We start from the raw sequence: 26245 nt of genomic DNA, 5'->3' as shown, positions 1-26245 counted from the left end.
CTACTTGCTCGCCCGGATCGCCTCGAACACGCTCGGATCCACCAGCGTCGAGGTGTCGCCGAGCTCGCGGCCCTCGGCGACGTCACGCAGCAGCCGCCGCATGATCTTGCCGCTGCGGGTCTTGGGCAGCTCCGGCACGACGTGGATCTCGCGCGGTTTCGCTATCGGGGAGATCTCCCGGGCCACCTCGGCGCGCAGCTCGTCGATCATGTCCTCCTGCCCGCCGTGCGCGCTGGACTTGAGGATGACGAACGCGCAGATGGCCTGACCGGTGTGCTCGTCGGTGGCGCCGACGACCGCCGCCTCGGCCACGCCCGAGTGCCCGACGAGCGCGGATTCCACCTCGGCGGTGGAGATCCGGTGCCCGGAGATGTTCATGACGTCGTCGATGCGGCCCAGCACCCAGATCTCGCCGTCGCTGCCGTACCGGGCGCCGTCGCCGGCGAAGTACCAGCCCTGCTCGGCGAAGCGGGACCAGTAGGTCTCCTTGAACCGCTCCTCATCACCCCAGATGCCGCGCAGCATCGCCGGCCACGGCTTGTCGAGCACCAGGTAGCCGGTGACGTGCTCGCCGAAGTCAGCGGACGGCTCGAGCTCGTTGCCGTCATCGTCGACGATCTTGGCCGAGATGCCGGGCAGCGCGCGCATCGCCGATCCCGGCTTGCACGCCGTCACGCCGGGCAGCGGCGAGATCATGATCGCGCCGGTCTCGGTCTGCCACCAGGTGTCCACGACCGGGGTCTTGTCCCCGCCGAACGCCATCCGGTACCAGCGCCACGCCTCCGGGTTGATCGGCTCGCCGACCGACCCGAGCAGACGCAGACTCGACAGGTCGTGCTCGGCGGGCAGCTGACGGCCCCACTTCATGAACGTGCGGACCAGCGTCGGAGCGGTGTAATAGATGGTGACGCCGTACTTTTCGATGACCTGGTAGTGGCGATGCTCATCGGGCGAGGCCGGGGTGCCCTCGTAGACCACCTGAGTGGCGCCGTTGGCCAGCGGGCCGTACACGATGTAGGTGTGCCCGGTGACCCAGCCGATGTCGGCGGTGCACCAGTACACGTCGCTCTCGGGTTTGAGATCGAACACGTTGAAGTGCGTGTAGGCGGCCTGGGTGAGGTAGCCCCCCGAGGTGTGCATGATGCCCTTGGGCTTGCCGGTGGTGCCCGAGGTGTACAGCAGGAACAGCGGTTGCTCGGAGTCGAAAGCCTCAGGCGTGTGCTCGGTCGACGCCTTCGGGACGACCTTGTCCCACCACAGGTCGCGGCCCTCGGTCCACGGGGTGTCGATGCCGGTGCGGCGGACCACCACGACGTGCTCGACCGGGCTGCCGTCACCGAGCCCGTCGATGGCCTCGTCGACACCCTCCTTCAGCGAGACCGCCTTCCCGCGGCGATATTGTCCGTCGGTCGTGATGACCAGCTTGGCCTGCGCATCATCGATGCGGGCCTTCAGCGCGCTGGCGGAGAAGCCCGCGAACACGACGCTGTGCATCGCACCCAGACGCGCGCACGCCAGCATGGCGATGATCGCCTCAGGCACCATCGGCATGTAGATGGCGACGCGGTCGCCGGCCCGCAGGCCGAGTTCGGCGAACGCGTTCGCGGCCTGGCACACCTCGTCCTTGAGCTGTGCGTAGGTGATGTCGCGGGCGTCGCCGACCGGCTCGCCCTCCCAGTGGATCGCGACGCGGTCGCCGTTGCCGGCCTCGACGTGGCGGTCGACGCAGTTGTAGGCGACGTTGAGCTTGCCGCCGACGAACCACTTCGCGAACGGCGCGTCCGACCAGTCCAGCACTTCGGTGAACGGGGTCTCCCAACTCAGCCGGTCGGCCTGCTTCGCCCAGAACGCCAAGCGGTCGGCCTCGGCCTCCTCGTAGAGTGCCTCGGTGGCGTTGGCGTTCGCGGCGAACTCAGGAGCCGGGGGGTAGGACGCAACCGCGTCCACATGCGTCTCGGTCATGTGTGTGAGGGTAGTCACCCAACGTTGCAAAGAGGTTGGCAACTCACTTCTACGGCTGTGGGCGGCGCTTTCGCCGCGACGAACGTCACGGCGCGCGCGGTCACTGGTCGACTACCGTGTCCACGCGTGACCCCTGGTGCCCTTCGATGAGCCCGACCGCCGGCGATCCGTTGGCGCCGCTGACGACGTTACCCGGGGTCGCGCAGGCCGGCGACGAGGCCCGGGAAGCGCTGGGCAGGGCTCACCGGCACCGTACGAACCTGCGCGGCTGGCCCAAGAACGCCGCCGAGGCGTCCCTGCGGGCCGCGCGCGCGTCGTCCGTGCTCGACGGCGGGCCACTGCAGTTCGCGCCGGACGGAGACCGCGACCCGGTGCTCGCCGGAGCGCTGCGGGTCGCCGAGGCGCTCGAAGGCGGGGAAGGGGCACTGGTCGGAGTGTGGCGGCGCGCCCCGCTGCAGGCCATCGCCAGACTGCACGCGTTGGCCGCGGCCGACCTGGTCGGCGACGACGCGCTGGGCCGGCCGCGGGAAGGGGTGGGGCGCCGGCTGGAGCTGCTCGCCGACCTCGCCACCGGCGGAACACGGGTGCCTGCGACCGTGCTGGCCGCGGTCGCGCACGGGGAACTGCTGACGCTGGAACCGTTCGGCACCGCCGACGGTGTGGTCGCGAGGGCGGTCTCGCGGCTCATCACGATCGCCACCGGTCTGGACCCGCACGGGCTCGGGGTGCCCGAGGTGCACTGGATGCGGCGATCCGGTGACTACCGCGCTGCGGCACGGGGATTCGCCTCCGGAACGCCGGACGGTCTGGCGGCATGGCTGGTGTTAAGCAGCGAGGCGCTGCACGCGGGCGCGCGCGAAGCGCTCTCGATTGCGCAGGCCGCGACGTCCTGACCCGGCGTCCGCGCCCTCCAGCAACACGAAGCGGGCGGTGCTCCGATCGGTCTTGCGACCGAGTCGGCTCACCGCCCGCTAGCACGGGTCACCGGTTACCAAGCGTGCAATATCGGGTTGCGTGGGTGGCCTCGGCGTAATTGCGCTCCGCTACGGCTGCAGCCCAACCCAAAGGGCTGCAATGGCCGTCAGATCTTCGCAATCACGCAGGCCCGCAACGCCTTCACCTCTCCCGCGGTGCGTGCGCCGCGTGGGTTCCGGGACCCGTGCTAGGAGCCGAGATCGGGAGATCGAGCCTTCTCTTCCGGCTCGGCCTTGGCCTCACCCGGCTGCCTTGCGTTCCTTTGTACTCCGTGACCACGGTCACATCAAGTGCCAATCAGGGTGCGAACCCGGATCGTTACTCTCCCGGTCCAGCAACCGGTGTGTCGGTGCAGGTGGCTTGCCTCAGAACGCGAATCGGCGCAACAGCGAGTACGTCAGGGCGCCCGCAGCCAGTGCGCTCACCCCTACCGCGGCGGTGGTCGCGACGGCCGCCCCGGACGGCGCGGGGATCCGGTCGCGCAGCGACATCGGTTTGGAGAACGTGCGCGCCGGCCACCCACGGGCGGCCGCTTCTTTGCGCAGCGCCCGGTCGGGGTTCACCACGGTCGGATGCCCGACCAGTTCGAGCATCGGCAGATCGGTGATCGAATCCGAGTAGGCGTAGCAATGCTCGAGCGCGTAACCCTCTCGGTCGGCGAGGGCGCGGATGGCCTCGACCTTGCCCTCGCCGTAGCAGTAGAAGGCGATGTCGCCGGTGTACTTGCCCTCGTCGACCACCATCCGCGTGGCCATCGCGTGGGTGGCGCCCAGCGCACGGGCGATGGGTGCCACGATCTCCTCGCCGGACGCGGAAACCACCACCACGTCGCGGCCGCACAGCTTGTGGTCGGCAATCAGCTCGGCGGCCTCAGCGAACACCAACGGGGTGACGATCTCGTGCAGGGTCTCGCCGACGATGGCTTTCACCTGCTCGACATCCCACCCCGCGCACATGTTGGTGATGTAGGAGCGCATCCGGTCCATCTGGTCGTGGTCGGCCCCTGACATAAGGAATAGGAATTGCGCATACGACGACTTCAGCACGGTGCGCCGATTGATTAGCCCTTGGCTGAAGAACGGTTTGCTGAAAGCCAAAGTGCTCGATTTCGCAATGACGGTTTTGTCGAGATCGAAGAAGGCCGCTGTGCGAACGGGAGTCTCCGACGGAGCCGCCGCTGTCGGTGCCTGGCTACCCTCGGTCGCCGGCTCGGGTGACGTCACATGGTCAGCATAGGCGTGGGCTGTGTGACAGATTGCGGCAGATCGTACAAATTGGCAGATCACGACACCTGTCTGCGACTGCATCTTTCCTGGTCTCTGCCCGGGTTGTTGCCATTTCGATACTTGCGCCGGCCCTGTCCGGCGTGTGTATAGTTGTCATTACTCGGCTTATGCCGGGTGTGCATCAGCCCGACCCCCCGGGGCTGATACACGACGACCTCCGCCTCCTCCCCCCCTGGCGGGGGTCGTCCCTTTTGTGGGGGCTATTGGCAAAGTCGTGGCGGCTTTCGCAAAGCGGATAGAAAATGTCCCGAAAACGACGTTGCGGAATGCTGTTTTCGCTGCGCACGGACGTGCTGTCCGCCGGTTATTCACAGTCTCGCGTCGATCCACAGATCGTAGCCAGGACCCTCCAGGGCCCTGGCCTGCGGTGCGGAACCGGTCGAGGCTGGGGTCATGTCCGCCTCCGACGCCATCCTGGTTCTGGTCGACGACCCGCTGCTGGGCACCGACGTCGACCGGATCGTCGCCGCCGCAGGCATGCAGGTCGTGCGCGCGGCGGATCCGTCCAGTCATCGGGTGTGGTCCGGGGCGGCGGCGGTGCTGCTCGACGCCGCGGCCGCCCGCCGGTGTGCCGCGCGTAATCTGCCCCGACGTCCCAGAGTGCTTCTGATCAGCGGCGCAGCAGCGCCCGAGCGCAGCGACTGGGAGGCTGCGGTGGCTGTCGGTGTGCAACGCGTTGTGACGTTGCCCGCAGATGATCGCGCGCTGATGGCCGTGCTGGCCGACGCCGCCGACGCCGCACGGCACACCGGCGCGCGAGGACCGGTGGTGGCCGTGCTGGCCGGCCGCGGTGGGGGAGGCGCGTCGGTATTCGCGACCGCGCTGGCGAAGATCGGCGCGAAATCCCTTTTGATCGACGGGGATCCGTGGGGCGGTGGGCTCGATCTGGTCCTGGGCAGTGAGACCGAACCCGGTTTGCGGTGGCCCGATCTTTCGCCGGCAGGTGGGCGGATCGCCTTCTCCGCCCTCCGCGATGCGCTCCCGTCGCGGCACGGCGTGAGCATCCTCTCTGCCAGTCGGGTGTTGTCTGGTGGCGCTGTCAGCAACGACATCGATGCCGCGCCGCTGGAAGCCGTGGTCGAGGCCGGCAGCCGCGCCGGTCTGACCGTCGTCTGCGACGTGGCGCGGCGGCCCGGCCCGGCGAGCGACACGGCCGTGTCGGCGGCGGATCTGGTGGTGTTGGTCACGCCCGCCGATGTCCGTTCGTGCGCCGCGGCCGCTGTGACCGCGACGTGGGCGACGGCCATCAACCCCAATGCCGGCGTCGTCGTGCGCGGGCCGTCCCCGGGCGGCCTGCGCCCGCTGGATGTCGCGCGCATCGTCGGTCTGCCCGTGCTCGCGGCGATGCGACCGCAGCCCGGTGTCGAAAGTTCGCTCGAGCGTGGCGGGTTGCGTGTGCGGACCCGCTCACCACTGGCCCGCGCGGCCCGCGAGGTGTTAGCCGTACTCGGCCAGAATCCGCAACTCGGGCCGGCCGTCGAGGCCGCCGCATGAGCGCCCCGCTGATCGACCGGGTGCGGGAGCGGCTGGCCGCGCAGTCGTCCCCGCTTCGGCCCAGCGTGGTCGCCGCCGCGATCCGCGCCGAGTCCGGCGGTGTCCTCGGCGACGCCGAAGTGCTGACCAACCTTCGCCAACTTCAGACCGAACTGCTCGGCGCGGGCATCCTCGATCCGCTGCTGTCGGCACCCGGCGTCACGGATGTGCTCGTGACCGCACCCGACGCGGTGTGGGTCGACGATGGCACCGGCTTACGACGGACCGATCTGCGGTTCGCCGACGACGCGGCGGTGCGCCGGCTCGCGCAGCGGCTGGCGCTGGCGGCCGGCCGCCGACTCGACGAAGCCCGACCGTGGGTGGACGGGAATCTGAGCGGACTGGGCGCCGCACAGCCGGGGGCCGCGCTCAACGTCCGGCTGCACGCGGTCTTGCCGCCGGTCGCCGCCGGCGGCACCTGCCTGTCACTGCGCGTGCTGCGGCCGGCCAATCAGAACCTCGACGCGCTGGCCGCCGCGGGCGCGGTCGGCCCAGAGGCGGCCGAGCTGCTGCGCGGCGTGATCGGCGCGCGGCTGGCGTTCGTGATCTCCGGCGGTACGGGTGCCGGCAAGACCACCTTGCTCGCGGCGCTGCTCGCCGCGGTACCGGGCCGGGAGCGCATCGTCTGCGTCGAGGACGCCGCCGAGCTCGCGCCCGCGCACCCCCATCTGGTCAAACTGGTGGCGCGGTGCGCGAACGTCGAGGGCGCCGGTGAGGTCACCGTGCGTGACCTCGTCCGGCAGGCGTTGCGGATGCGACCCGACCGCATCGTCGTCGGCGAGGTACGTGGAGCCGAAGTGGTGGACCTGCTGACGGCCCTGAACACCGGCCATGACGGCGGCGCCGGGACCGTACACGCGAACAATCCCGCCGAGGTGCCGGCCCGGTTCGAGGCTCTGGCGGCCCTCGGCGGTCTGGACCGCGCCGCGCTGCACAGCCAGCTCGCCGCGGCTATCTTATCTGTAACGGGAATCGCTGTGTGTAAGACAGTGACCGCCCTTGGTTTGAGGGTGCGGAATCAACGAGGAACACAGTGTTATCTGTAACGGTGCAACCGGCGTGGGGGCGCTGTGGCGGGCCGCTGTGCGAGTGGATGGTGTGGCTCGATCAGCTGTTGTTGGCGTTGCCAGTGCCGCGTAGGCGGTGGATCTCGCCGTGGGCGGCCGCGAGCTGCTGGTTGAGTTCTTTGATTTCGGCTTTGAGAGCGGCGATGTCGTTGTCGTATTGGCGCTTCTGGGTCCTCAGTTGTTGACGCAGAGCTGCATCCACCGAGGATCCGCGGGTGGGCGCCTCGGATTCGCTGGCGGCGATCTTTGGTCGTGGTGTGGCGGAGGCGGCGCGGATTTGGTCGTAGAGGTCACGGTGGTTGTAGATCGTTTTGCGGGCGACCCCTGCGTGGCGGGCGACTGCATTGGGGTTGATGTCCATTCCGGCGACCTGCATTTCGCGCAGCGCCTTCTTGATCTTTCGTCGGGCGTCGTTGCGGCTTTTGGCGCTGGCTTTCCTGAGGCCGGCGGTGGAGCGGGCAGCAGTCATTGATCCGGGGTGCGGGGTCGCTGAGCTTTATCGAGGGCGGACTGGTGGGCGCCGCGGGTCTGGATTTGCAGCAGCGGCAGCCGTTTTCCTATCCCTGTGCCGGCGCCGGATACCGCCTCTTGGTCTGCGGTGGCCGACAGGCGTTCGATGATCGCTTCGAGCGAGCGCAGCTCGCGGCGGCGTTCGATCACCCAGATGTTGTCCTCGCCGAGTTCGCGTCCACTTCGTCGGCGATACTGGTCGCGGCGGGCGGCCAGCAGCGCTTCGGTGGCGGCGTGTTGCTGGCGTAGCTCATCGAGGTGGGTGGCGTCGGTGGCGAAGTGACCGCAGCCCAGACAGGCATTGCCCTTGTCGCACTGTTTGAGCGGCGGCAGCAGGCAGACCCCGTTGGGCAGGATCCGGTCGGTGCGGGCGCCGAGCTGCGTCATCTCATAAATGTCGCTGGGGCTGATGGAGATATCGGTGCCGTGGGCCCCGATTTTCTTGTGTTTGAGGAACTCTGACTCGGCGGTGGCCGCCAGGGTGGCCGCGTAGCGGGCGGTCATCTCGGGGCTCTTGTGTCCGAGGTAGCGCTGCACGACGTGGAACGGAACGCCATCGTTGAGCAGTTCGGTGGCCCGGGTGTGGCGCAACCGGTGGGTTTGGGTGAAGCGCAGTGGTCGGCCGGCGCTGTCGGTGAGATCGTGGCAGTCGTCGAGCTTGGCCAGCGATGTGCGGTAGGTGTTGTAGGAGCGGGGTTGCTGGCCGCGGTGCTGATTCTTCACGCCGAGGAACAGGTATCGGGGCGCCAGGTCGGGGTATGTCGCCTTCAGCCAGCTCTGCTGCTCGGTGATGATGTCAACGATGGCCTGCTCGACGAGGATGGTGGGAATGACGTCGTCGACTTTGGTCTGCTGGTAGCGCAGCCGGGCCACGAACGTGTCGGGATCGGCGTCGGTGGGGCGTTCCTGGCCCGGGATGGCCTGCAGCGGATCATGGTCGAGCATCAAGATCTCCGAGGCTCGGCGTCCGGTCAGGGCCTGCAGCAGCCAGATCCGGGCGGCCTGGGGGTCACCGAGGCCGGCGGCGACGGTGATCGTGCCGTCGGCTTTGGTCAGCACCACCTTGTGCCCGGCGGGGGCGGCCAGGACGTCGAGGTAGGTGAGCATGCGCTGTAGGTCTGCGGTGGCATACCAGGTGAGTTCGCGTTCGCGGCGGCGCTGTTTGGGCGCGTGTAGCGGTGACCACAGCACGGTGTGGGTCAGCGTGATGTCGCGCCAGCGCGGGTTGGCCGTCGCGGTCGCCGCGTCGGCGGCGTTGTCGTGCATGAACGTGTAGAACGCCTGGGTTTGGGCTTGCAGGGTGGCCACGGTGTCGGCGGTAAGGCGGTCGGACTGGGTGGCTGCGGCCGGGGAGCGCAGATACTCGAGATAGTCGAGGAACACGGTGCGCAGCTGGTCGGGATCGGTGCTGATCAGCGGATCACTGTGGTGGCCGTAGTCGTGGGCGAACCGGCCCAGCTGCGAGCCCAGGTTGCGGGCCCGGTCGGCGGCCGAGGACCAGACCAGCAGGTCGTAGGTCAACGCGCTGCGCAGCCAGAACCGCAGCCCTTCGCGCAGCCAGGCCGGTTCGATATCGCGCAGCCGCACGGCGGTGTCGTGGCGGGGTTCGTGGTCGCGGCGTGGGATCCGAGGGTCGGTGCGCAGATCCCAGATGTCGTGTTCCCACCACGGGGTGTCGGTGCAGCGCACCGATACCCACAGGTGCAGGTGTTCGATGAGGTGGCGGATGTTGCGCCGCGATCCCGCCGAGGGGAGTCGCATGTTGCGGCGCTGAAAGGTCAGGACCGCTTGGCGGAGCACGGCATTGGGGTCCAGGTCGGCGATGCTGGCGGGGGTCTTTCCGGTGCGGGTGCGGTGTTCGGCGATCGCGGCCGGCAGGGTGCGGGTCAGCCAGGCCAGCAGGGATGGTTCGATCTTGCGTAGCTGCTGGTCCCAGCAGGTCCAGACCCACCAGGCGATCTCGTCGCCGAATCGGGCGGGGGCGTCGGGGGTGAAATCGTGTGTGGCTCCGGCGCGGTGTGCTTGCAGGTAGAACTGGTTGCGCAGAAACACCTGATCACACGGGGCGCTGTAGATCGCATAGATCGGCCGGCGCCACGCTTCAGGGACTTGGGCCCACTGGGTCGCCCATGATCCCGCAGCGGGTGCGGGGGCCAGGGTGGGTGCGGGCGGGTCAGTCGGTGTGGTCATGGTGCAGCCCTTTCCAGCCAGCGACGTAGCTGCGCCATTGCGCCAGGGTGCGCATCTCGGCGTCCTCGGTGACCCATCCGTAGGTCGAGAGCGTGGTCTGGATATCGGCGTGGCCCAGGCGGCGCATGACCACGTGCGGCGGGGTTCCGGAGAGCAGCAGTGCGGTGGCGTGGGTGTGGCGCAGCCAGTGCGGTGACCACCGATCGGGCAGCACCCCGCCGGCGCGGTTAGTCACCGAATCGATTTTGGCGTAGACCGTTTCGGCACGCATGGCCCGGAAACGCTGCCCGTGGGTGAGATTGACGAACACGAAGTGAGTGTCCAGGTCGGGCACGTCCAGATCGGCGCCCTGGTCGACCAGATGCCACACGTAGGCCGAATACAGCGCCTCCAGATCATCACCGATGTAGATGCGTCGGGCCAGTAGCGTCTTGCCGCGGGCCCCGCGCGGATGGTCTTGTCGGGAGGCCACGTCGATGAACGGTGTCCCGCCGGCGCCGATATGAAAATCGTGGTGGCGCAGCGACAACGCTTCACCCAGTCGCATCCCGGTCTCGGCGAGCACCGCGAACAACAGCCGGTCCCGCAGCCCTGAGGGCGGCCCCGACCAGTCCTGTCCGGCCTGGGTGGCGCAGCCGTCGAGAATCGCGGCCACTTGGGCGGGTAGTAGCACCGGAGTGGCGGACTTGTTGCCGCTGCGCACCGTGTAGATGGGCCGGTCCTTGGAGCGTCGTGCGCCTACTCCGGCCAGCATCGGGATATATCGTGACCGCGATCGCTTGCCGCGGCTGGTGAACAGCCGCTGATACGGGCCGGCCAGCCCATGGGCGTCCGCGTGGTAGCGGTAGAACGCCAGCACCGCCGCGGCCCGCAGCTGGGTGCTCGCCGGGCCCAGCCAAACCTCTGGTGCGCCGATCCGGGCGGTGCCCGGCAGGTCCCCGGTGCGCAGGTAGGCCAGAAACTGCCCGAACAGGCTCGTACTGATGTCCTGCCAGTCGGTGCCGGTGTGTTCTAGCACCGTCCACCACGCCGCCAGGCCGGCCGCATACGCCTTCACCGTGTTCGGTGAGGCCCCGTCATCGCGCAGGAACTGCAGGTATTGCTCGGCTGCCTCGATCGGCAGGTGATCGGGGCCCAGCACGGTGTAGGTGTCGGGGGCGCCGGTCAGCGCGATCCGTTGTGTCCGTGCCATCCCCGATCCGCCCCCGCAATTCCCTGTTAGGCCTGCCGGCGGGGCCGGCGCAGCGCCACCACCGTGTCCCCGCGGTCCAGGATCGCCTCCTCGTCGAGCACCGTCGAGACGGTGTCCGGGGCCGCGGCAACTTTCGCGGGGGCGCCGCGCTGGCCGGCGAGGATGTCGGCCAACAAGTCTGTGGGGTAGATCAGGTCGTGGGCGGCCAAGGCCTCCACGCTGACCGAGCCGTAGCATTCCTCCATCCACCGGCGCAGCAGCCGGGGCCGCTCCGGTGTGCGGGCATTCCAGCCCGGTTCGGTCTTGCCCCAGGTGTGCCCGGTCTCGGAGTTGATCCGCGTGTAGAGCTGGCGCTGCAACGTATCGGCGCGGACCTCATCGATCAGCTTCGACTCGCGAAGGTGAATGATCAACGCCCCCAACGAAATCCGCCACTTCACCTTCGCGTCGACCAGATCGCTGAGCGTGGGAACCGGCGGCACCTCTTTGGCGAGCACTTCGGTCGGGGCCAACAACTCCGAGGCGAACCGGGAGGCTTCGCGCTCCTGGTCATCGCTGACATCGCCATAGCGGTGCAACAACAAGTGCCCGATCTCGTGGGCGACTGTCCAGCGGGTGCGCTCCCAAGAATCCAACGCCCGCAACAACACCAACGGACGTTCTCGATACTCCCCGGTCCGCGCCGAGCACCCCAGATGCTTCTCGGTCAACAACCCGGCCGGCCCGTCCTCATCGGTGTCCCAGTCCACCACTCCGGTGGAACGTGAGTGCTTCATCCGCATCACCACCGGCACCCCGGCAGCTTCCAGCTCGTAGGTCAGCGACTTGATCGGCACCCCGGGCGCCACCCCCAGCCAGCGCCGGGCCTGGGCGGCCGCGGTCACCACATCGGTGCCCGCCGGCAACGGCTCCAGCAGCACCGGGGGCAGCTTGGCCACCGCATTGAGCTGCCCGAGCAGATCACCGACGACGTTGGCGAACACCGCCAGGTACTCCTTCTCGGTGACCGTGGTGGACTTGGGCGCCCGGAACAACAGATCCCGCGCCGTCACCCGCGATGCCGGTGCGGTCGTGAAAAATGCTGGCGGGAAACGCAACAACGCTGTCAGCCGATCGAAATCGGTGGACTCCAGTACCGCGGTCTCGGACTGCTCCAACCGCGTCTGGCGCGGAGAGCGCCACCCCAGATGCTCCATCACCGCGGTGCCTGACAGTCGTCGCAACACCCGGGCCTGGCGGACCCGTGTGCCGAACACCTCTACCGACGCCATCACCGACCACCTCGTCCCCACACGCGCCCGGCCGGTACCAGCTCATCGTCTACGCCTCGGCGTCCCCGGTCTCGGAAGCATTCCTGGGCAAGAACTGCTCGAAGTCCTCGCGCACGTCCTCGTCGTCCTCGGCCACGATCTGCCGCTCGGCAACGGTCTTCGGCCGAATCGCCAGCGGCAACGGCTCGAACCCCAAAATCCGCTCCTCGCTGGTATCCAGATCGGCGACCACCGCCAAGATGCCACCACCCACCGACAACCGGCCCGGGGTCTCCCACCAGTACACAACCAGCTCGTAATCGTCGCCGATCCCCGCCGGCCCGAACACCCGCTGATCCTCGGGCTCGCCGGCGTCGAGCGCCATCTGCTTGCCCGGCTTGGACTTCGGCATCGACTGCGGGGGTAGCGCACCGATATCGGCGGCCCGCTGCGGGCTGATGTGACGCACCCGCGCCCACGCCATCCCCGCATCCCCGATACGCACCGACGAACTCGGGCCCGTCGACATCCGCAACGTCGACCCCGGCCCGCACGAGGCGCCCTCTGGCGCCGCTGGCGGGGTCGGGGCCTTCGCGCTCTGCGCGTCGATGCCGTTCATCGCCAGCACATGACTGCGCACGTCCTGACACAACGTCCCGCCCTGAATCTGCATCGGGTCGGGAAACACGCCGAACCACCGCGCCAGCGACGCGTCGAATGCCACACCGATCTCGCCGAGCAGCCTCGCCAACGCGAGACGATGCAAGGCCACCAGCTGTCTCGCCAGCTCCACCGGAACCACCATGGCGGAAATACTGCACGGTTTTTCCTACACCCTTTCGGAGGCGCGCCGCGTGTCGGGTCAGCAATTCTGCGTTGCTTAGCATCCTGCAAGTATACATGTATAAATGGTTGTGAGCTGCACAAATCATGCGTGTCGCGCTGCTTTCTGGCCATGAAGAGCGTTGCGCGCATGCCGCTCCGCGTCCCGGCGGCTCGAATGGCCGCAGTCGGCCTGTGTGGGTCGAACGGTGTGTTCCTTCACTGTGGCCACAGTGAAGATAGTGACGCATGAGGTCTCGTCGCCCGGGGAGCTGGTGCACGTGTGTCGCGTTGGATGGCACGGCAGATGCGATCACCCGTGCGCCGAGGCCGACCTGCCACGTTCTCGATCCCGCTGGCGGCCCAGTGAATGGTACGGAAAGTGAATGGCAGGCAAACAGATCGGCGTTGCCGGATGTGGTGTGCCTGGTCGGCGCGGTAGCCGGGTCGAACACTGCGCGGCAGGCCTGCCCACCCGCTACCGTAGGCACCGGACAAGACCAGACCATCGGAAAAGGGGGGCCGGGTGTCCACGTCGCGCAAACCGCCGGTGCGTAAGGCGCCCGATGATGCCGCCCTGGCCTGGGAGCTGGCCGCCACCGCGCGCCCGTATCTCAGCAGAATCGACGCCGACCGCATCTACATCACCCTGGGCATCGGCGAGACGTTCGCCGCGATCGAGGCCCTGATCACCGCCATCGCATGTAACGACATTCCTCTCGACGACGAACTGATGGCCGCCACCGCCAGCTGGCTGGACTGCTACCACGGACAGAGCGCCGAACCACGCCTGCGACACCTTCTCACCAAGGTCATCGCGTCTGCGTCGCCACAAAACACGCCCGCCGCCCGCGAGCGAACCGGTCCTGGGCCGCACGCAGCGCCAGACCGGTACCGCCGATCCGGTTAGTCGTTAGCCTTCGTTAACCGCGCATCACCGCAAAGTCCTGGACGCCGGGACTAGCCTCGGAAACGGGATATGCCATCTGGCCGGTGTCGCGCCGGGCGACCCCCCTCGCGCGGCGCGACGCCACCCAACATGAGCATGACGATTATTCGACCGGAGTCCTAAACCCCAGGGGACATCGCCTGGCTCACCGGTGTTGATGACGTCGGTCTGGCGCGACCTGTGAGCTTTCACATCAAGGCGCTACCGCCGTGTCTCGGGGAACCGTTCGTAGATGCGGTTGATGTGCCCGTGGGCTTCGGCGAGTTCACGGCGTAGTAGTTGCTCTTGCGGTCCTGCGGGCGACCCCAAGCGGCGTTGCCGCTCGAACTTCTCGATCGCCCTCGTCGTATGAGTGATGTTCTCGTGCAACGCTGACAACAGTCGGAAGGCCTGCGCCAGGTCGGACTCGTCGTTGCTCATCTAACAGATCTTCACACTTCCCGAACCTCACGGGTTCGATAGCCACGATGTGAGGTGAACGGACGTCAATTCCTCGGTTGACGGCACCTGGCCGCCCAGGCATGCTATCGACATGCCGGAGGTCGATGAGCACGTCATGGTTGAAGAAGTCGAGCGTCGGCTCGCCGACAGCTACGCAGACATTCCAGCCGAGCGCATCAACTCCATCGTCCAGAGCGCCTACGCCCAGTTTGAACACAGCCGGATCCGGGACTTCGTTCCGCTGTTCGTCGAGCGCCGAGCCCGCGCCGAACTCGCCCGGAGCTGATCGGCGAATCGGACACTTGACAGCCACGGGCGTCATTGTGGCTGTCGCAGGTTGTTGCTGATCTGAAATAGATTTCGCCGCGTGCCGCGCGGTGCCAGTCGGCGGGCTTCCGGGCACGCGCGATGGCGAAGTACGGCCGCAGTCATAGCGCCACAGAGTAGCGGCGCCCAAGGCGTCGAGTCCTCGGCAGTGACAAAGCCACCCCAGCGTAGGGTCTAGCACTTCTGGTTCTCCGCGACAGCAATCGCCAACCCGCGTCCTACACATGTGCAGGACAATCCGGCGCCCGATTAGACCAGGTACACATGTAACACTCGTCCTGAACAGTCGGATAGCTCAGCTAGGCCCCCTTTGTTACAGATAACGAGGACGGGTGGTGCTGCACGTGGCGCGTGATCGCACCGGGCGCCGGCGCCTGGCCGAGGTGGGGGTGCTGCGGCGCCGAGACGACGGGATCGTCGAGGTCCTCACCGGCTGGCACGCCGACACGGGTTTCGGTCCGGCCGCCGACACGCTGCATGACCTCGTGCAGGGGGGGAGCAGGACATGACCGTCGCCGCGCTGACCCTGGCCGCGGCGGTGCTGTTGGTGCCGGTCCGCTCGCGCCGGCGCGCTGTGCTGTTCCCGGCGCCGCAGACCCGCCGGCTGCGTATCCCGGCGCCGGTATGCGCGTTGGGGGTGTGCGTCGCCGTGGCGGTGTCGTCGACGCCCGCCGCCGCGGTGTCCCTCGGCCTGCTGGCCGCGACACTGCTGGCGCGCAACCGGGCCGTCGCACGGCGGCGGGATCGCGCGGCGGAAGCGGCGGCGCTGCAGGCCGCCCTCGACGTGCTCCTCGGCGAGCTGCGGGTCGGTGCCCACCCGGTCGCGGCGGTGCGCGCCGCGGCGCAGGAGTCCACCGGCCGGACGGCGACGTCGCTCGGCGCGGTCGCGGCCCGAGCCCTGCTCGGGGCGGACGTCGCCGAAGGTCTGCGCGCCGAGGGCCGCCGGTCCCTGCTGCCGGGGTACTGGGAACGGCTCGGGGTGTGTTGGCGTCTTGCGCAGGCGCAGGGATTGGCGGTGGCCAGCCTGATTCAGGCCGCGCAATGCGATGTCGTCGAGCGTGAGCGCTTCCGCGGCCGTGTCGAAGCCGGTCTGGCCGGTGCGCGCGCCACCGCGGCGATCCTGGCCGGGCTGCCGGTGCTCGGCGTGTTGCTCGGGCATGCGGTCGGCGCAGATCCGTTGAGCTTCCTGTTGTCCGGCGCGGGCGGATGGCTGCTGGTGATCGGGACGACGTTCGTCTGCGCCGGACTGCTGTGGTCCGACCGCATCATGGCCGGCGTCATGACATGACCTGGGCCGCACTGTTTCTGGCGCTCGCTGTACTGACGCTGCCCGCCGCCTCGGAGGCCAGGGTCCGCCGGGGCCGGCAACCGGCGCGGCCCGTGCGCGGACGGCCGGGGCCCGATGACGTCCTCGCCGTCGCAGCCACGCTGGACGTGCTTGCGGCGTGCCTGCGTTCCGGCATGGCGGTGTCGGCCGCGGCGTCCGCGGTGGCCGAGTCCGCACCGCGGGGATTGGCTGCGCTGTTGCGGCGGGCGGCCGATCTGACGGCGCTGGGCGCCGACCCTGCGCACGCGTGGTCGAGTCCCGACGCGGCCCCCGGCCACGCCCTGAATGCGGTGCTGCGGATGGCCCGCCGCTCCGCCACGTCGGGCGCGGCGCTGGCCCGCGGCGTCGAGGATCTGGCCGTCCAGCTCCGGGCCGAAGCCGCGGACGCAGCCGGTGCGAAGGCCGAACGCGCCTCGGTGCTGATGGCGGGGCCGCTCGGGCTGTGTTATCTGCCGGCGTTCCTGTGCCTGGGCATCGTGCCGGTCGTCGCCGGCTTGGCCGGAGACGTCCTGCAGTCGGGAGTGCTGTGAACACCAGAGAAAAAGGGGAAAAGCATGTGGAAAGACCGTATCCGCGACATTCGCACCAGGATGCTCGTGCTGGCTGTCGCCGACGACAGCATGTCCACCGTCGAGTACGCCATCGGCACCATCGCCGCGGCGGCGTTCGGCGCGATCCTGTACACCGTGGTCACCGGGGATTCGATCGTGTCCGCGCTGACCAACATCATCAGCCGGGCGCTGAACACCAACATCTGAGCGGTGAATCCGGAATCGCCACCGCCGAAGCCGCTTTCGCGATCGCCGCGCTGGTGGCCGTGCTCGTCGTCTGCGTCGCGGGGCTCACCGCGGTGTCGCTACAGGTGCGCTGCATCGATGCCGCCCGTGAGGCGGCCCGGCTGGCGGCGCGCGGGGATCACGCGTCGGCCACCCGCGCGGCGCGGCAGATCGCGCCGCCCGAGGCGGTCGTCGCGGTGCGCCGCGACGGTGATTTCGTCGTCGCCCGGGTCACCGCGGGATCGGCGGTACTGCCCGGCATCGTCATCGCGGCCGAAGGGATGTCGGTGGCCGAGCCCGGCCAGCGATGAGGACGGCGCCGCCACCGTCACCGCGGCGCTGATGGTGCTGGTCCTGCTGACCCTCACCTGGGGCGGGCTGGCGATCGGGTCGGCGGTGACGGCCCGCCATCGAGCGCAAGCCGCCGCCGACCTTGCCGCGCTCAGCGCCGCATCTCGGACCGCGGCGGGGCAGGCCGCGGCATGCGGGGTCGCCGAGCACGTGGCCCGGTCCTTGGGCGCGACGCTGACCGGCTGCGCGTTCGACGACCTTGACGTCGTGGTTCGTACCGGCGTCCCGGTGCGCACCGGCGGATTCGTCCTGGGTCCGGCGTCGGCGATGGCCCGTGCCGGTCCCGTCGCCGGCTGATCGGGGAGCTGACGCGGTGGGTTTACCTCCCCGCGGGTACGGATACGCTGCCGGCATGACTGGCAGCGAGACGCTTGCCGGCCGTTATGAATTACGGGGCCTGCTCGGGTGCGGCGGCATGGCCGAGGTTCGCGACGGCTGGGACACGCGGCTGAACCGTCCGGTGGCGGTCAAACTGCTGCTGCCGAACCTCAACGCCGACCCGGGAGCCCGGCTCAGATTTCAGGACGAGGCCCGCTCCGCGGCGGCGCTGTCGCATCCCAACATCGTGGCGGTCCACGACTTCGGCGAGCACGACGGTCGTCCGTTCATCGTGATGGAACGGCTGCCGGGCCGCACACTGGCCGATCTCATCGCCGAGGTCCCGCTGCCGGCAGCGCAGGTGCGGGCCATGCTCGACGACGTGCTCGCCGCGCTCGACGCCGCGCACACCGGCGGGGTGCTGCACCGCGACATCAAGCCGGGCAACATCCTGCTGTCGGCCACCGGCGACCGCATGCAGGTCGCCGACTTCGGCATCGCCAAGAGCGGCGGAACCGCGCACACCATGACCGGGCAGATCATCGGCACGCTGTGCTACATGAGTCCTGAACGCGTCGCCGGCGCGCCGGCTTCGGTCGCCGACGACCTCTACGCGGTCGGCGTCATGGGCTACGAGGCGGTACTGGGCCGCCGCGCCTTCCCGCACGACAATCCCGTGGCGCTGGCCCGGGCGATCATGGACGCGCCGCCACCGCCGCTGGCCGGGCTGCGCACCGGCGCCGATCCGGTCCTCGCCGCGGTCATCGACCGCGCGATGAGCCGTGACCCCCGGTTGCGTTTCGGAAGCGCCGCCCAGATGCGCGCCGCACTCGCCGGTGATGCCGCGGCGATGAGCGCCGGCGCGGCACCGATCGGGGTGCCGCCACGTCCGGCGACCAAGGTGCTCGCCGAACCGTTGCCGCCGTCGGCTTACCACCGGGCCGCGCCGCCGCAACGGCCTGCGTCCCTGAGACGCAGATACGCTCTGATCGCCGCGGCTGCGGCGGCCTTCCTGGTCGCGGCGCTCGCCGTGGCGATGAACCCGTTCTCGTCGTCGACGCCGGTCCAACCCGTCAGCACCAGTACGCCGGCTCCGCCCCCGACACAGCCCCCGTCCCCGCCGCCCGCGCCCACGGCCTCACTGGTGACGCAGCAGCCGCCGCCGCCCGCGCCCGACGTCAAGGGCCCAGACAAGAAAGGCAACAACGGCCACGGGAAGGGAAACGGAAAAGGTAACGGCGCCAACAAGGGTCGCGACGACTGACGCCGACCGGCCGCTCGACTACATGCGGCCGGCTTTGTCCTTGCGCGAGAGCGCCTTGGTTCGGCGTCCGGTGCTCTCGACCGCACCCTCAAGTCCCGCGGCGGCGAGTTCGGCCGCCGTCGGCAGCCGCAGTGACGCCAAGCCGGCATAGGCGTTCTTGCCCAGCTTGACCCGGTTCACCGTGACGTGCACCGGCGTCCAGCCCCCGTCGGGGCCCACCATGCGCAGCACGCCGCTGGCGACGCCGGTCGCGAAGTCGGCGGCCATCGCGACCATCGTGGTAGCCCGGTCGTGCGGATGGACGGTCGCCTCACTGGACATGTGCGCGCGCCAGTTGAGGAACGGGACCGGATCGTCGAGCCACTTCAGCAAGGTCCAGTGCCGCGGATCCACCAGCGCCCTGTACACGCCGGGCTGTCGCATCCCGTCGACGATGCGCTGGGCCAACAGGTCGTGTTGGATGCTCGGGCCTTCGCGTACGCTGCGCCAATTCATGGCGCGGCAGATCAACCGCTCTCTGCCGTCGTCGGCCACCTCAGGAAGTGAGCGGGCCACGAACCCGACCGTGATGGGCTGACCCCGGTAGTCGGTGACCTCCCAGGTGTTGCACAACGTCACCCCCGGCTCAGGTCTGATCACCATGGTGAGCACCTCGGCCTCGTTCGGATTGAGGTCGCGGCGGGGCAGGTCGTCGGCGAAGGCACGACCGTGTGTGGCCTGTTTGTTCGGATCCCAGCCGCCCACCTCGAGCGACTCGCGGGTGTCGGTGGCGGTCCCACTGGTGAGATCCCACAGCAGCGGCCCCACCAGTGGACGTTCCGGTGGGGTGTCGTCGGGTGCGCCGGCCCACACCTGAACACCGTGGATCCGGCCGTCGGACATCTGGACCACCTCGGTGCGGATGACCCGGTCGTTCTTGGGGGTGATGCTGCTCAGGCCCGCCCCCGCGCGGACTGTCTCACCGATGGCGGTCTGGATGGCCATCAGGTACGGGTTGCGGCGCAGGTAGTTGCCGATCGGGACGAGGTCCTTGGTGTACGCGCCATGCGCGACGACGGCGGGCTCGGTGCCGAGTGTTTCCACGAGCAGCCAGTCGTGGGTCATGCCGGTGATCCTACCGAGGCCGCAGGCGCCCGACGGCGGGGAAGGTTCGCGGCGCGGGGATCTCCGAGCCAGTTGGTGTCAGGTTCAGTCCAGCCGTGCCGTGAGCAGTCGCACGACCAGTCGCAGAACCCGCACGGCGCCGTCCTTGTCCAGAGGATCGTTTCCGTTGCCGCACTTGGGGGACTGCACGCACGACGGGCATCCCGACGGGCACTCGCACGCCTCGATCGCCGACGCGGTGGCCTCCCACCAGCGGTCCATCGTGGCGAACCCGCGTGCAGCGAACCCGGCCCCGCCGGGGTGGCCGTCGTAGACGAAGATCGACGGCAGCCCGTCGACGGGGCCGATCGCGGTCGAGACCCCGCCGATGTCGCCGCGGTCGCAACTGGCCACCAGCGGCAGCAGGCCGATCGCCGCGTGTTCGGCCGCGTGCAGCGCACCAGGTGTCCGCAGCGGGTCGATCCCGTTGTCCTGCAGCGCCTCCGGTGTGATGGTGCACATCACCGCCATCGTCTCCAGGCTGCGGGTGGGCATGTCGAGTTCGACGAAGTCGATCACTTCACCGTTCATCCGCCGCCGCAGATACCCCGTGACGGTGTTGCTCACCGACACCGGCACCAGACCCACTGTGACCGGCCCGAAGTCGGTGCGCTCACCGGGACCGGTAACGCTGATGTCGGTCAGCTCCCGGGCGAAGGTGGTGTAGCCGGGATCCTCGGCGTGCACGAACGCGACGCCGTCCTCGAAATCCAGAGAATCGACGACGTAACTCTCGCCCTGGTGCAGATACACCGCACCCGGGTGCACCGAGGACGACGCCTGGCCTGCGCCCGTGCTGCCCAGCATCCTGCCGGTGTCCGCCTCCAGGATCGCGATCTGTCCGCCCGTGGCGCCCCGGATATCCACCGCGGGGTGGGGGTCCAGGCCCGGCGCGGGGAAGTAGCCGCTGGGGCGGCGGCGCAGCAGGCCGTCGTCGACCAGGGATTCGGCCACCGCCTCGGCGCCCCACATCCGGACCTCGGTCTCGGTGAGCGGTAATTCAGTTGCTGCGCAGAGCAACTGCGGACCCAGCACGTAAGGGTTGCCGGGGTCGATGACCACCCGCTCGATCGGTTTGTCCAGCAGGGCCGCCGGATGGTGCACCAGGTAGGTGTCGAGCGGGTCGTCGCGGGCGATCAGCACGATCAGCGCGCCCTGCCCGCGACGGCCCGCGCGGCCGGCCTGCTGCCAGAACGACGCCACCGTCCCCGGAAAACCGGCCAGCACAACGGCATCGAGCCCGGCGATGTCCACGCCGAGCTCCAACGCGTTCGTCGTCGCCACGCCGCGCAGTTCGCCCTCGGTCAGCGCGCGCTCCAGCGCGCGGCGGTCCTCCGCCAGATAGCCGGCGCGGTAGGACGCCACCAGCGGCGCCAGCTCAGGTGCGGTGTCGGCCAATCGGTCCCGTGCGCCGAGCGCGGTGAGTTCGGCGCCGCGCCGGGAACGCACGAAAGTCAGCGTCCGGGCACCCTCGACGATCAGGTCGGCCATCACCCGGGCCGCCTCGGCGCCCGCCGAACGACGCACCGGGGCACCGTTCTCGCCGAGCAGATCGGTCATCAGCGCCGGCTCCCAGAGTGCGACGGTGCGGGCCCCCTGCGGCGACCCGTCCTCGGTCACCTCGACCACGGTCTGGCCGATCAGCTCCGACGCCGTCGCGGCGGGCTGGGCGGTGGTGGCGCTGGCGAAGATGACCGTGGGCCCGGCGAATTCGGAGCCGGCGGCCGAGTACCGCGCGCACAGCCGCAGCAGGCGGCGCAGCACCATCGCCACGTTGGACCCGAAAATGCCGCGGTAGTAATGGCATTCATCGACGACCACGTACTGCAGATGGCGCAGGAACACCGCCCAGCGGGCGTGGTTGCGCAGCAGCGACAGGTGGATCATGTCCGGGTTGGAGAAGATCCACCGGGACCGCTCGCGGGCGAAGCGGCGTACCTCGGAGGGGCTGTCGCCGTCGTACGGGCTCGGCGCGACGTCGGCCAGGCCGGGCACCGCGGCGGTGAGCGCGGTGGCCGCACGCAGTTGATCGTGGCCGAGTGCCTTGGTCGGGGACAGATAGAGCGCCCGCGCCCGCGGATTCTGCTTCAGCGCCGTCAATATGGGCAGTTGGTAGGCCAGTGACTTGCCCGAGGCCGTGCCGGTGCTCAGCACGACGTGCCGGCCGTCGCGGGCCAGCTCGGCGGCCGCCAGCTGGTGGGACCACAACGCCTCGACACCGCGATCACGGAACGCCCCCACCAGATCTGGGTCCGCCCATGCGGGCCACGCCTGCCGCCGGGCCCGTCTGGGCGCCAGATCCGCGACATGACGCAGCGGATGCTCGTCGGCGGCGGTTCCGTCGATGGCGCACGCGAGCAGTTCGCGGCCGAAATCCGGCCCCGGATCTGTCACGGCGGTCCCTCCAGGTGTTGTCCTACGTGAATTGTTCACTACGTGATGGCCGCGAGAACTGTCGCAGCTGGCCTGAACATGATTGACTTACGACGGTCGCAGCTTCTGTGTTCGTGTATCAGCACTCGCAGGAACGACGTTGCGATCGCGGTTCCTGCGAGGGTTGTAGGTCGGGTCGAGTTCCGAGCACTCCACAAAGGTATGGCGGTCGGAACGGGCCCGGCCTGCCGAAAGACGGCGGGCCGCACCCGGTGAATACAGAGAAGGAAAGTACGAAAGATGCCACAGGGAACTGTGAAGTGGTTCAACGCGGAGAAGGGCTTCGGCTTCATCGCCCCCGAGGACGGCTCCGCTGACGTTTTTGTCCACTACACGGAAATTCAGGGTTCCGGCTTCCGCACCCTGGAGGAGAACCAGAAGGTCGAGTTCGAGGTCGGCCAGAGCCCCAAGGGGCCCCAGGCCACCGGCGTTCGCGCCATCTGAGCGGGCCCCCAAGACCTCAAGACGCCCCCGCGCCGTCCTGCCGGACGACACGGGGGCGTTCTTCTCTTCACGCACGCCCGGGATGGCCGGGTAACGGGGCTGTGGGGCCCGGCTGCCCTAGTGTCTGTTCTGTGAGCCAGCTGTCCTTCTTCTCGGCCGAGTCGGTGCCCCCGGCGATCGCCGACCTGACGGGGATCCTGGCCGCGCCCGGACAGGCGGTGCTCGTCGGCGGCGCCACCGGAGCGGCCGCACGGCTGTCCGTGGTGGTGGACGCGTTGTGGCGGGCCGAGGGACTGGCCGAGATGATCGCCGAGGCCGGCCTGGACCCGGAGATCGCCCGGACCGACGAGAACACCCCGCTGGTGCGCACCGCGGTCGACGCCAGACTGGTCGTAATCGCCGCCGAGTGGACCAGGGGAGCGGTCAAGACGGTCCCCCCGCAGTGGCTGCCCGGGCCTCGGCAGCTGCGGGCCTGGACATTGGCCGCCGGGCGCCCCGAGGACGACCGCTACCTGCTCGGGCTGGACCCGCACGCGCCCGACACGCATCCGGCGCTCGCGTCGGCGATGATGAGGGTCGGGATCGCACCGACTCTGATCGGCACCCGGGGGGCTCATCCTGCGTTGCGGATCAGTGGACGACGACGGCTATCGCGCCTGGTAGAGAACGTGGGGGAACCGCCGGAGCAGGATGGGGCGTTGTCGCAGTGGCCGAGGCTGTAACCGGCCGGAACAGCTCTGACGGGGCGGGGACGGTTTGCGTAGGCAGGCGCGGGGTGCCAAATTGTCACTTGCCGGGGCGGGACGCATGAGTAAGTGCATTTCGCGGGCAGCTGAAGAATTGGAGCTGGACAAAGGTGGCTGACGAGGACCGCGGCAGCGGACGTGTGCGGCGACTCGTGATCGTCGAGTCGCCGACCAAGGCGCGCAAGATTGCCGGTTATCTCGGCTCGAACTACATCGTCGAGTCCTCGCGCGGGCACATCCGTGACCTGCCGCGCAACGCAGCCGACGTCCCGGCCAAGTACAAATCCGAGCCTTGGGCGCGCCTGGGCGTCGATGTGGAGCACAATTTCGAGCCGCTCTACATCATCAGTCCGGACAAAAAGAGCACGGTCGCAGACCTCAAGGACAAGCTCAAGAACGTCGACGAGCTCTATCTGGCCACCGACGGTGACCGCGAGGGCGAAGCCATCGCCTGGCACCTGCTGGAGACGCTCAAACCGCGCATCCCGGTCAAGCGGATGGTGTTCCACGAGATCACCGAGCCCGCGATCCGGGCGGCCGCCGAGGATCCCCGCGACCTGGACAACGACCTGGTCGACGCGCAGGAGACCCGTCGCATCCTCGACCGTCTCTACGGCTACGAGGTCAGCCCCGTGCTGTGGAAGAAGGTCGCGCCGAAACTGTCGGCCGGCCGGGTGCAGTCCGTGGCGACCCGCATCATCGTGCAGCGCGAGCGGGAGCGGATGGCCTTCCGCTCCGCCGACTACTGGGACGTCACCGCCGAGCTGGACGCCAGCGTCTCCGACGCTTCGGCCAGCCCGCCGACCTTCACCGCCAAGCTCAACACCGTCGACGGTCGTCGGGTGGCCACCGGCCGTGACTTCGACTCCCTCGGCGCGGTCAAGAAGCCCGACGAGGTGCTCGTCCTGGACGAGGCCGGCGCCAACGCGCTGGCCACCGGCCTGCGCGGCGCGCAGCTGGCCGTCACGTCGGTCGAGCAGAAGCCCTACACCCGCAAGCCGTACGCGCCGTTCATGACCTCGACACTGCAGCAGGAGGCGGGCCGCAAGCTGCGGTTCTCGTCGGAGCGCACGATGAGCATCGCTCAGCGGCTCTACGAGAACGGCTACATCACGTATATGCGTACCGACTCGACCACGTTGTCGGCCAGCGCTGTGGAAGCCGCACGCAATCAGGCTCGCCAGCTCTACGGCGAGGAGTACGTGCATCCGACGCCTCGGCAGTACACCCGCAAGGTGAAGAACGCGCAGGAGGCGCATGAGGCGATCCGCCCCGCCGGCGACGTGTTCCAGACCCCCGGTCAGCTGCACAGCCAGCTCGACACGGACGAGTTCCGCCTCTACGAGCTGATCTGGCAGCGCACCGTCGCCAGCCAGATGGCCGACGCGCGCGGCACCACGCTGAGCCTGCGGATCGGCGGGAATGCCCGTTCCGGCGAGCAGGTCGTGTTCAACGCCAGCGGCCGCACCATCACGTTCCCGGGCTTCCTGAAGGCTTACGTCGAGAGCCTCGACGAGCAGGCCGGTGGGGAGGCCGACGACGCCGAGAGCAGGCTGCCGAACCTGACCCAGGGGCAGCGCGTCGACGCCAAGGATCTGACCGCCGACGGGCACAGCACCTCGCCGCCGGCGCGCTACACCGAGGCGTCGCTGATCAAGGCGCTCGAAGACCTCGGGATCGGCAGGCCGTCGACCTACAGCTCGATCATCAAGACCATCCAGGACCGCGGCTACGTGCACAAGAAGGGCAGCGCGCTGGTCCCGTCGTGGGTGGCGTTCGCGGTCATCGGTCTGCTCGAGCAGCATTTCGCGCGCCTGGTCGATTACGACTTCACCGCCGCGATGGAAGACGAACTCGACGAGATCGCTGCCGGTAACGAGCGACGCACCAACTGGCTCAACAACTTCTACTTCGGCGGCGAACACGGCGTCGACGGATCGATCGCCAGGGAGGGCGGGCTCAAGAAGCTTGTCGGCGGCAACCTGGAAGAGATCGACGCGCGAGAAGTCAACTCCATCAAACTCTTCGACGACGCCGAAGGCCGCGCGGTCAACGTCCGGGTGGGCCGCAACGGCGCCTACCTGGAGCGCATGATCGTCGGTGAGGACGGCGAGCCGACCCCACAGCGGGCCAACCTCAAAGACGAGCTGACGCCGGACGAGCTGACCCTGGAGCTGGCCGAAAAGCTGTTCGCCACCCCGCAAGAGGGTCGATCGCTGGGTGTCGACCCGGAGACCGGGCACGAGATCGTCGCCAAGGACGGCCGCTACGGACCGTACGTGACCGAGGTGCTGCCCGAACCCGGACCTGGAGACGACGGCGACGCCGGTGCGACGGCCAAGAAGGGCAAGAAGCCGACCGGGCCGAAGCCGCGCACCGGGTCACTGCTCCGGAGCATGGATCTGGAGACGGTGACGCTGCAGGACGCGCTCAAGCTGCTGTCGCTGCCGCGGGTGGTCGGTGTCGATCCGGCCAGCGGCGAGGAGATCACCGCGCAGAACGGCCGCTACGGCCCGTATCTGAAGAAGGGCACCGACTCCCGATCGCTGGCCACCGAAGACCAGATCTTCTCGATCACCCTCGACGAGGCGCTGAAGATCTACGCCGAGCCCAAACGGCGCGGCCGCCAGGGCGCGGCCACACCGCCGCTGCGCGAGCTGGGTGTCGACCCGGTATCGGAGAAACCGATGGTGATCAAGGACGGCCGTTTCGGGCCGTACGTCACCGACGGCGAGACCAACGCGAGCCTGCGCAAGGGCGACGACGTCATGTCGATCACCGATGAGCGGGCCTCCGAGCTGCTGGCGGACCGCCGCGCCCGGGGCCCGGTGAAGAAGAAGGCCACCAAGAAGGCCCCGGCGAAGAAGGCGGCCAAGAAGACCCCGGCGAAGAAGGCCGCGGCGAAGAAGGCCGCGGCGAAGAAGGCCTGAGCCTCTGTC

25 protein-coding genes are annotated in these 26245 nt (G+C 69.0%); 15 read left to right on the top strand and 10 right to left on the bottom strand.

Translation table 11 applies throughout. The annotated features are described in order from the left end of the window. Positions 1-1962, bottom strand: coding sequence for an acetate--CoA ligase (acs, locus tag KXD97_RS04405; RefSeq protein ID WP_260755629.1), 1962 nt, complete (start codon positions 1960-1962; stop codon positions 1-3). A gap of 146 nt (positions 1963-2108) precedes the next feature. Between acs and KXD97_RS04400 the strand changes: the two genes are divergently transcribed. Continuing rightward, on the top strand, positions 2109-2855 hold the full coding sequence (locus KXD97_RS04400) for an oxidoreductase (protein WP_260755628.1): 747 nt from the start codon (positions 2109-2111) through the stop codon (positions 2853-2855). A 447-nt stretch (positions 2856-3302) separates the two neighbouring features. Here KXD97_RS04400 and KXD97_RS04395 read toward each other — a convergent pair whose 3' ends face one another. Further along, positions 3303-4160, bottom strand: a complete 858-nt coding sequence (locus KXD97_RS04395) for an HAD-IB family hydrolase (protein WP_396884656.1) — start codon at positions 4158-4160, stop codon at positions 3303-3305. Positions 4161-4616: 456 nt separating this feature from the next. Here KXD97_RS04395 and ssd point away from each other — a divergent pair, with 456 nt between their 5' ends. Both ssd and KXD97_RS04385 read left to right on the top strand, forming a co-directional pair. Then, complete coding sequence (gene ssd, locus KXD97_RS04390) at positions 4617-5717, top strand: septum site-determining protein Ssd (protein WP_313901347.1); 1101 nt, start codon at positions 4617-4619, stop codon at positions 5715-5717. After that, entirely contained in the window at positions 5714-6802 is a 1089-nt protein-coding gene (locus KXD97_RS04385) for a TadA family conjugal transfer-associated ATPase (RefSeq protein WP_260755627.1), read from the top strand. The genes ssd and KXD97_RS04385 overlap by 4 nt, the downstream gene beginning before the upstream one ends. Positions 6803-6863: 61 nt before the next feature. On the opposite strand, the gene KXD97_RS04380 is transcribed toward KXD97_RS04385, so the two are convergent. Genes KXD97_RS04380 through KXD97_RS04360 form a run of 5 tightly spaced genes read right to left on the bottom strand, consistent with a single transcriptional unit; the run spans position 6864 to position 12770 of the window. Then, on the bottom strand, positions 6864-7292 hold the full coding sequence (locus tag KXD97_RS04380) for a hypothetical protein (protein WP_016343893.1): 429 nt from the start codon (positions 7290-7292) through the stop codon (positions 6864-6866). Further along, positions 7289-9523, bottom strand: a complete 2235-nt coding sequence (locus KXD97_RS04375; RefSeq protein WP_062656019.1) for a tyrosine-type recombinase/integrase — start codon at positions 9521-9523, stop codon at positions 7289-7291. The genes KXD97_RS04380 and KXD97_RS04375 overlap by 4 nt, the downstream gene beginning before the upstream one ends. Further along, a complete protein-coding gene (locus KXD97_RS04370) occupies positions 9507-10715 on the bottom strand; it encodes a tyrosine-type recombinase/integrase (RefSeq protein ID WP_061265649.1) in 1209 nt (402 codons plus the stop codon). The genes KXD97_RS04375 and KXD97_RS04370 overlap by 17 nt, the downstream gene beginning before the upstream one ends. 26 nt (positions 10716-10741) lie before the next feature. Then, on the bottom strand, positions 10742-11986 hold the full coding sequence (locus KXD97_RS04365; RefSeq protein ID WP_062656018.1) for an ImmA/IrrE family metallo-endopeptidase: 1245 nt from the start codon (positions 11984-11986) through the stop codon (positions 10742-10744). Positions 11987-12035: 49 nt separating this feature from the next. Further along, the gene (locus KXD97_RS04360; RefSeq protein WP_016343889.1) at positions 12036-12770 is read right to left on the bottom strand and encodes a hypothetical protein; all 735 of its coding nucleotides are present in this window, start codon (positions 12768-12770) and stop codon (positions 12036-12038) included. Positions 12771-13313: 543 nt separating this feature from the next. On the opposite strand from KXD97_RS04360, the gene KXD97_RS04355 reads away from it, so the two are divergent. After that, positions 13314-13697, top strand: a complete 384-nt coding sequence (locus KXD97_RS04355) for a hypothetical protein (RefSeq protein ID WP_016343885.1) — start codon at positions 13314-13316, stop codon at positions 13695-13697. 240 nt (positions 13698-13937) lie between these two features. Here the strand turns inward: KXD97_RS04355 and KXD97_RS04350 are convergent, their stop codons facing one another. After that, the gene (locus tag KXD97_RS04350) at positions 13938-14156 is read right to left on the bottom strand and encodes a hypothetical protein (protein WP_024452057.1); all 219 of its coding nucleotides are present in this window, start codon (positions 14154-14156) and stop codon (positions 13938-13940) included. 112 nt (positions 14157-14268) lie between these two features. Here KXD97_RS04350 and KXD97_RS04345 point away from each other — a divergent pair, with 112 nt between their 5' ends. The 8 genes from KXD97_RS04345 (at position 14269) to KXD97_RS04310 (ending at position 18540) form a co-directional block, all read left to right on the top strand. Then, the gene (locus KXD97_RS04345; protein ID WP_016343884.1) at positions 14269-14463 is read left to right on the top strand and encodes a three-helix bundle dimerization domain-containing protein; all 195 of its coding nucleotides are present in this window, start codon (positions 14269-14271) and stop codon (positions 14461-14463) included. A 385-nt stretch (positions 14464-14848) separates the two neighbouring features. Further along, a complete protein-coding gene (locus KXD97_RS04340; RefSeq protein WP_260755625.1) occupies positions 14849-15013 on the top strand; it encodes a conjugal transfer protein TrbB in 165 nt (54 codons plus the stop codon). Continuing rightward, positions 15010-15792 (top strand): type II secretion system F family protein, encoded by a 783-nt coding sequence (locus KXD97_RS04335; protein ID WP_260755624.1) that lies wholly within the window; start codon positions 15010-15012, stop codon positions 15790-15792. The genes KXD97_RS04340 and KXD97_RS04335 overlap by 4 nt, the downstream gene beginning before the upstream one ends. Next, positions 15789-16361: a type II secretion system F family protein gene (locus KXD97_RS04330; RefSeq protein ID WP_260755623.1), complete on the top strand. Its 573-nt coding sequence runs from the start codon at positions 15789-15791 to the stop codon at positions 16359-16361. The genes KXD97_RS04335 and KXD97_RS04330 overlap by 4 nt, the downstream gene beginning before the upstream one ends. Before the next feature lie 24 nt (positions 16362-16385). Next, positions 16386-16589, top strand: coding sequence for a DUF4244 domain-containing protein (locus tag KXD97_RS04325; RefSeq protein WP_260755622.1), 204 nt, complete (start codon positions 16386-16388; stop codon positions 16587-16589). A 14-nt stretch (positions 16590-16603) separates the two neighbouring features. Then, entirely contained in the window at positions 16604-16918 is a 315-nt protein-coding gene (locus tag KXD97_RS04320) for a TadE family type IV pilus minor pilin (RefSeq protein ID WP_313901381.1), read from the top strand. Continuing rightward, positions 16818-17255: an Rv3654c family TadE-like protein gene (locus KXD97_RS04315; RefSeq protein ID WP_396884655.1), complete on the top strand. Its 438-nt coding sequence runs from the start codon at positions 16818-16820 to the stop codon at positions 17253-17255. The genes KXD97_RS04320 and KXD97_RS04315 overlap by 101 nt, the downstream gene beginning before the upstream one ends. Positions 17256-17310: 55 nt before the next feature. Then, the gene (locus KXD97_RS04310; protein WP_260755620.1) at positions 17311-18540 is read left to right on the top strand and encodes a serine/threonine-protein kinase; all 1230 of its coding nucleotides are present in this window, start codon (positions 17311-17313) and stop codon (positions 18538-18540) included. A gap of 18 nt (positions 18541-18558) precedes the next feature. On the opposite strand, the gene KXD97_RS04305 is transcribed toward KXD97_RS04310, so the two are convergent. Then, complete coding sequence (locus KXD97_RS04305) at positions 18559-19644, bottom strand: PAS domain-containing protein (protein ID WP_260755619.1); 1086 nt, start codon at positions 19642-19644, stop codon at positions 18559-18561. 84 nt (positions 19645-19728) lie between these two features. Continuing rightward, positions 19729-22077 carry a DEAD/DEAH box helicase gene (locus KXD97_RS04300; RefSeq protein ID WP_260755618.1) on the bottom strand — a complete coding sequence of 783 codons (2349 nt, stop codon included), beginning with the start codon at positions 22075-22077 and terminating at the stop codon, positions 19729-19731. A 279-nt stretch (positions 22078-22356) separates the two neighbouring features. Between KXD97_RS04300 and KXD97_RS04295 the strand changes: the two genes are divergently transcribed. The 3 genes from KXD97_RS04295 (at position 22357) to topA (ending at position 26236) form a co-directional block, all read left to right on the top strand. Beyond that, a complete protein-coding gene (locus tag KXD97_RS04295) occupies positions 22357-22560 on the top strand; it encodes a cold-shock protein (RefSeq protein WP_003882601.1) in 204 nt (67 codons plus the stop codon). Between the two features lie 131 nt (positions 22561-22691). Then, positions 22692-23282: a hypothetical protein gene (locus tag KXD97_RS04290; RefSeq protein WP_260755617.1), complete on the top strand. Its 591-nt coding sequence runs from the start codon at positions 22692-22694 to the stop codon at positions 23280-23282. Between the two features lie 134 nt (positions 23283-23416). Then, positions 23417-26236, top strand: a complete 2820-nt coding sequence (topA, locus tag KXD97_RS04285) for a type I DNA topoisomerase (protein ID WP_260755616.1) — start codon at positions 23417-23419, stop codon at positions 26234-26236. The last annotated feature ends 9 nt before the right edge of the window (positions 26237-26245 follow it).

The organism is Mycobacterium sp. SMC-8 (assembly GCF_025263565.1).
Classification (GTDB): Bacteria; Actinomycetota; Actinomycetes; order Mycobacteriales; family Mycobacteriaceae; genus Mycobacterium.
Note: the sequence above shows the minus strand (reverse complement) of the source record. Positions and strands in the feature narration are given on the sequence as shown.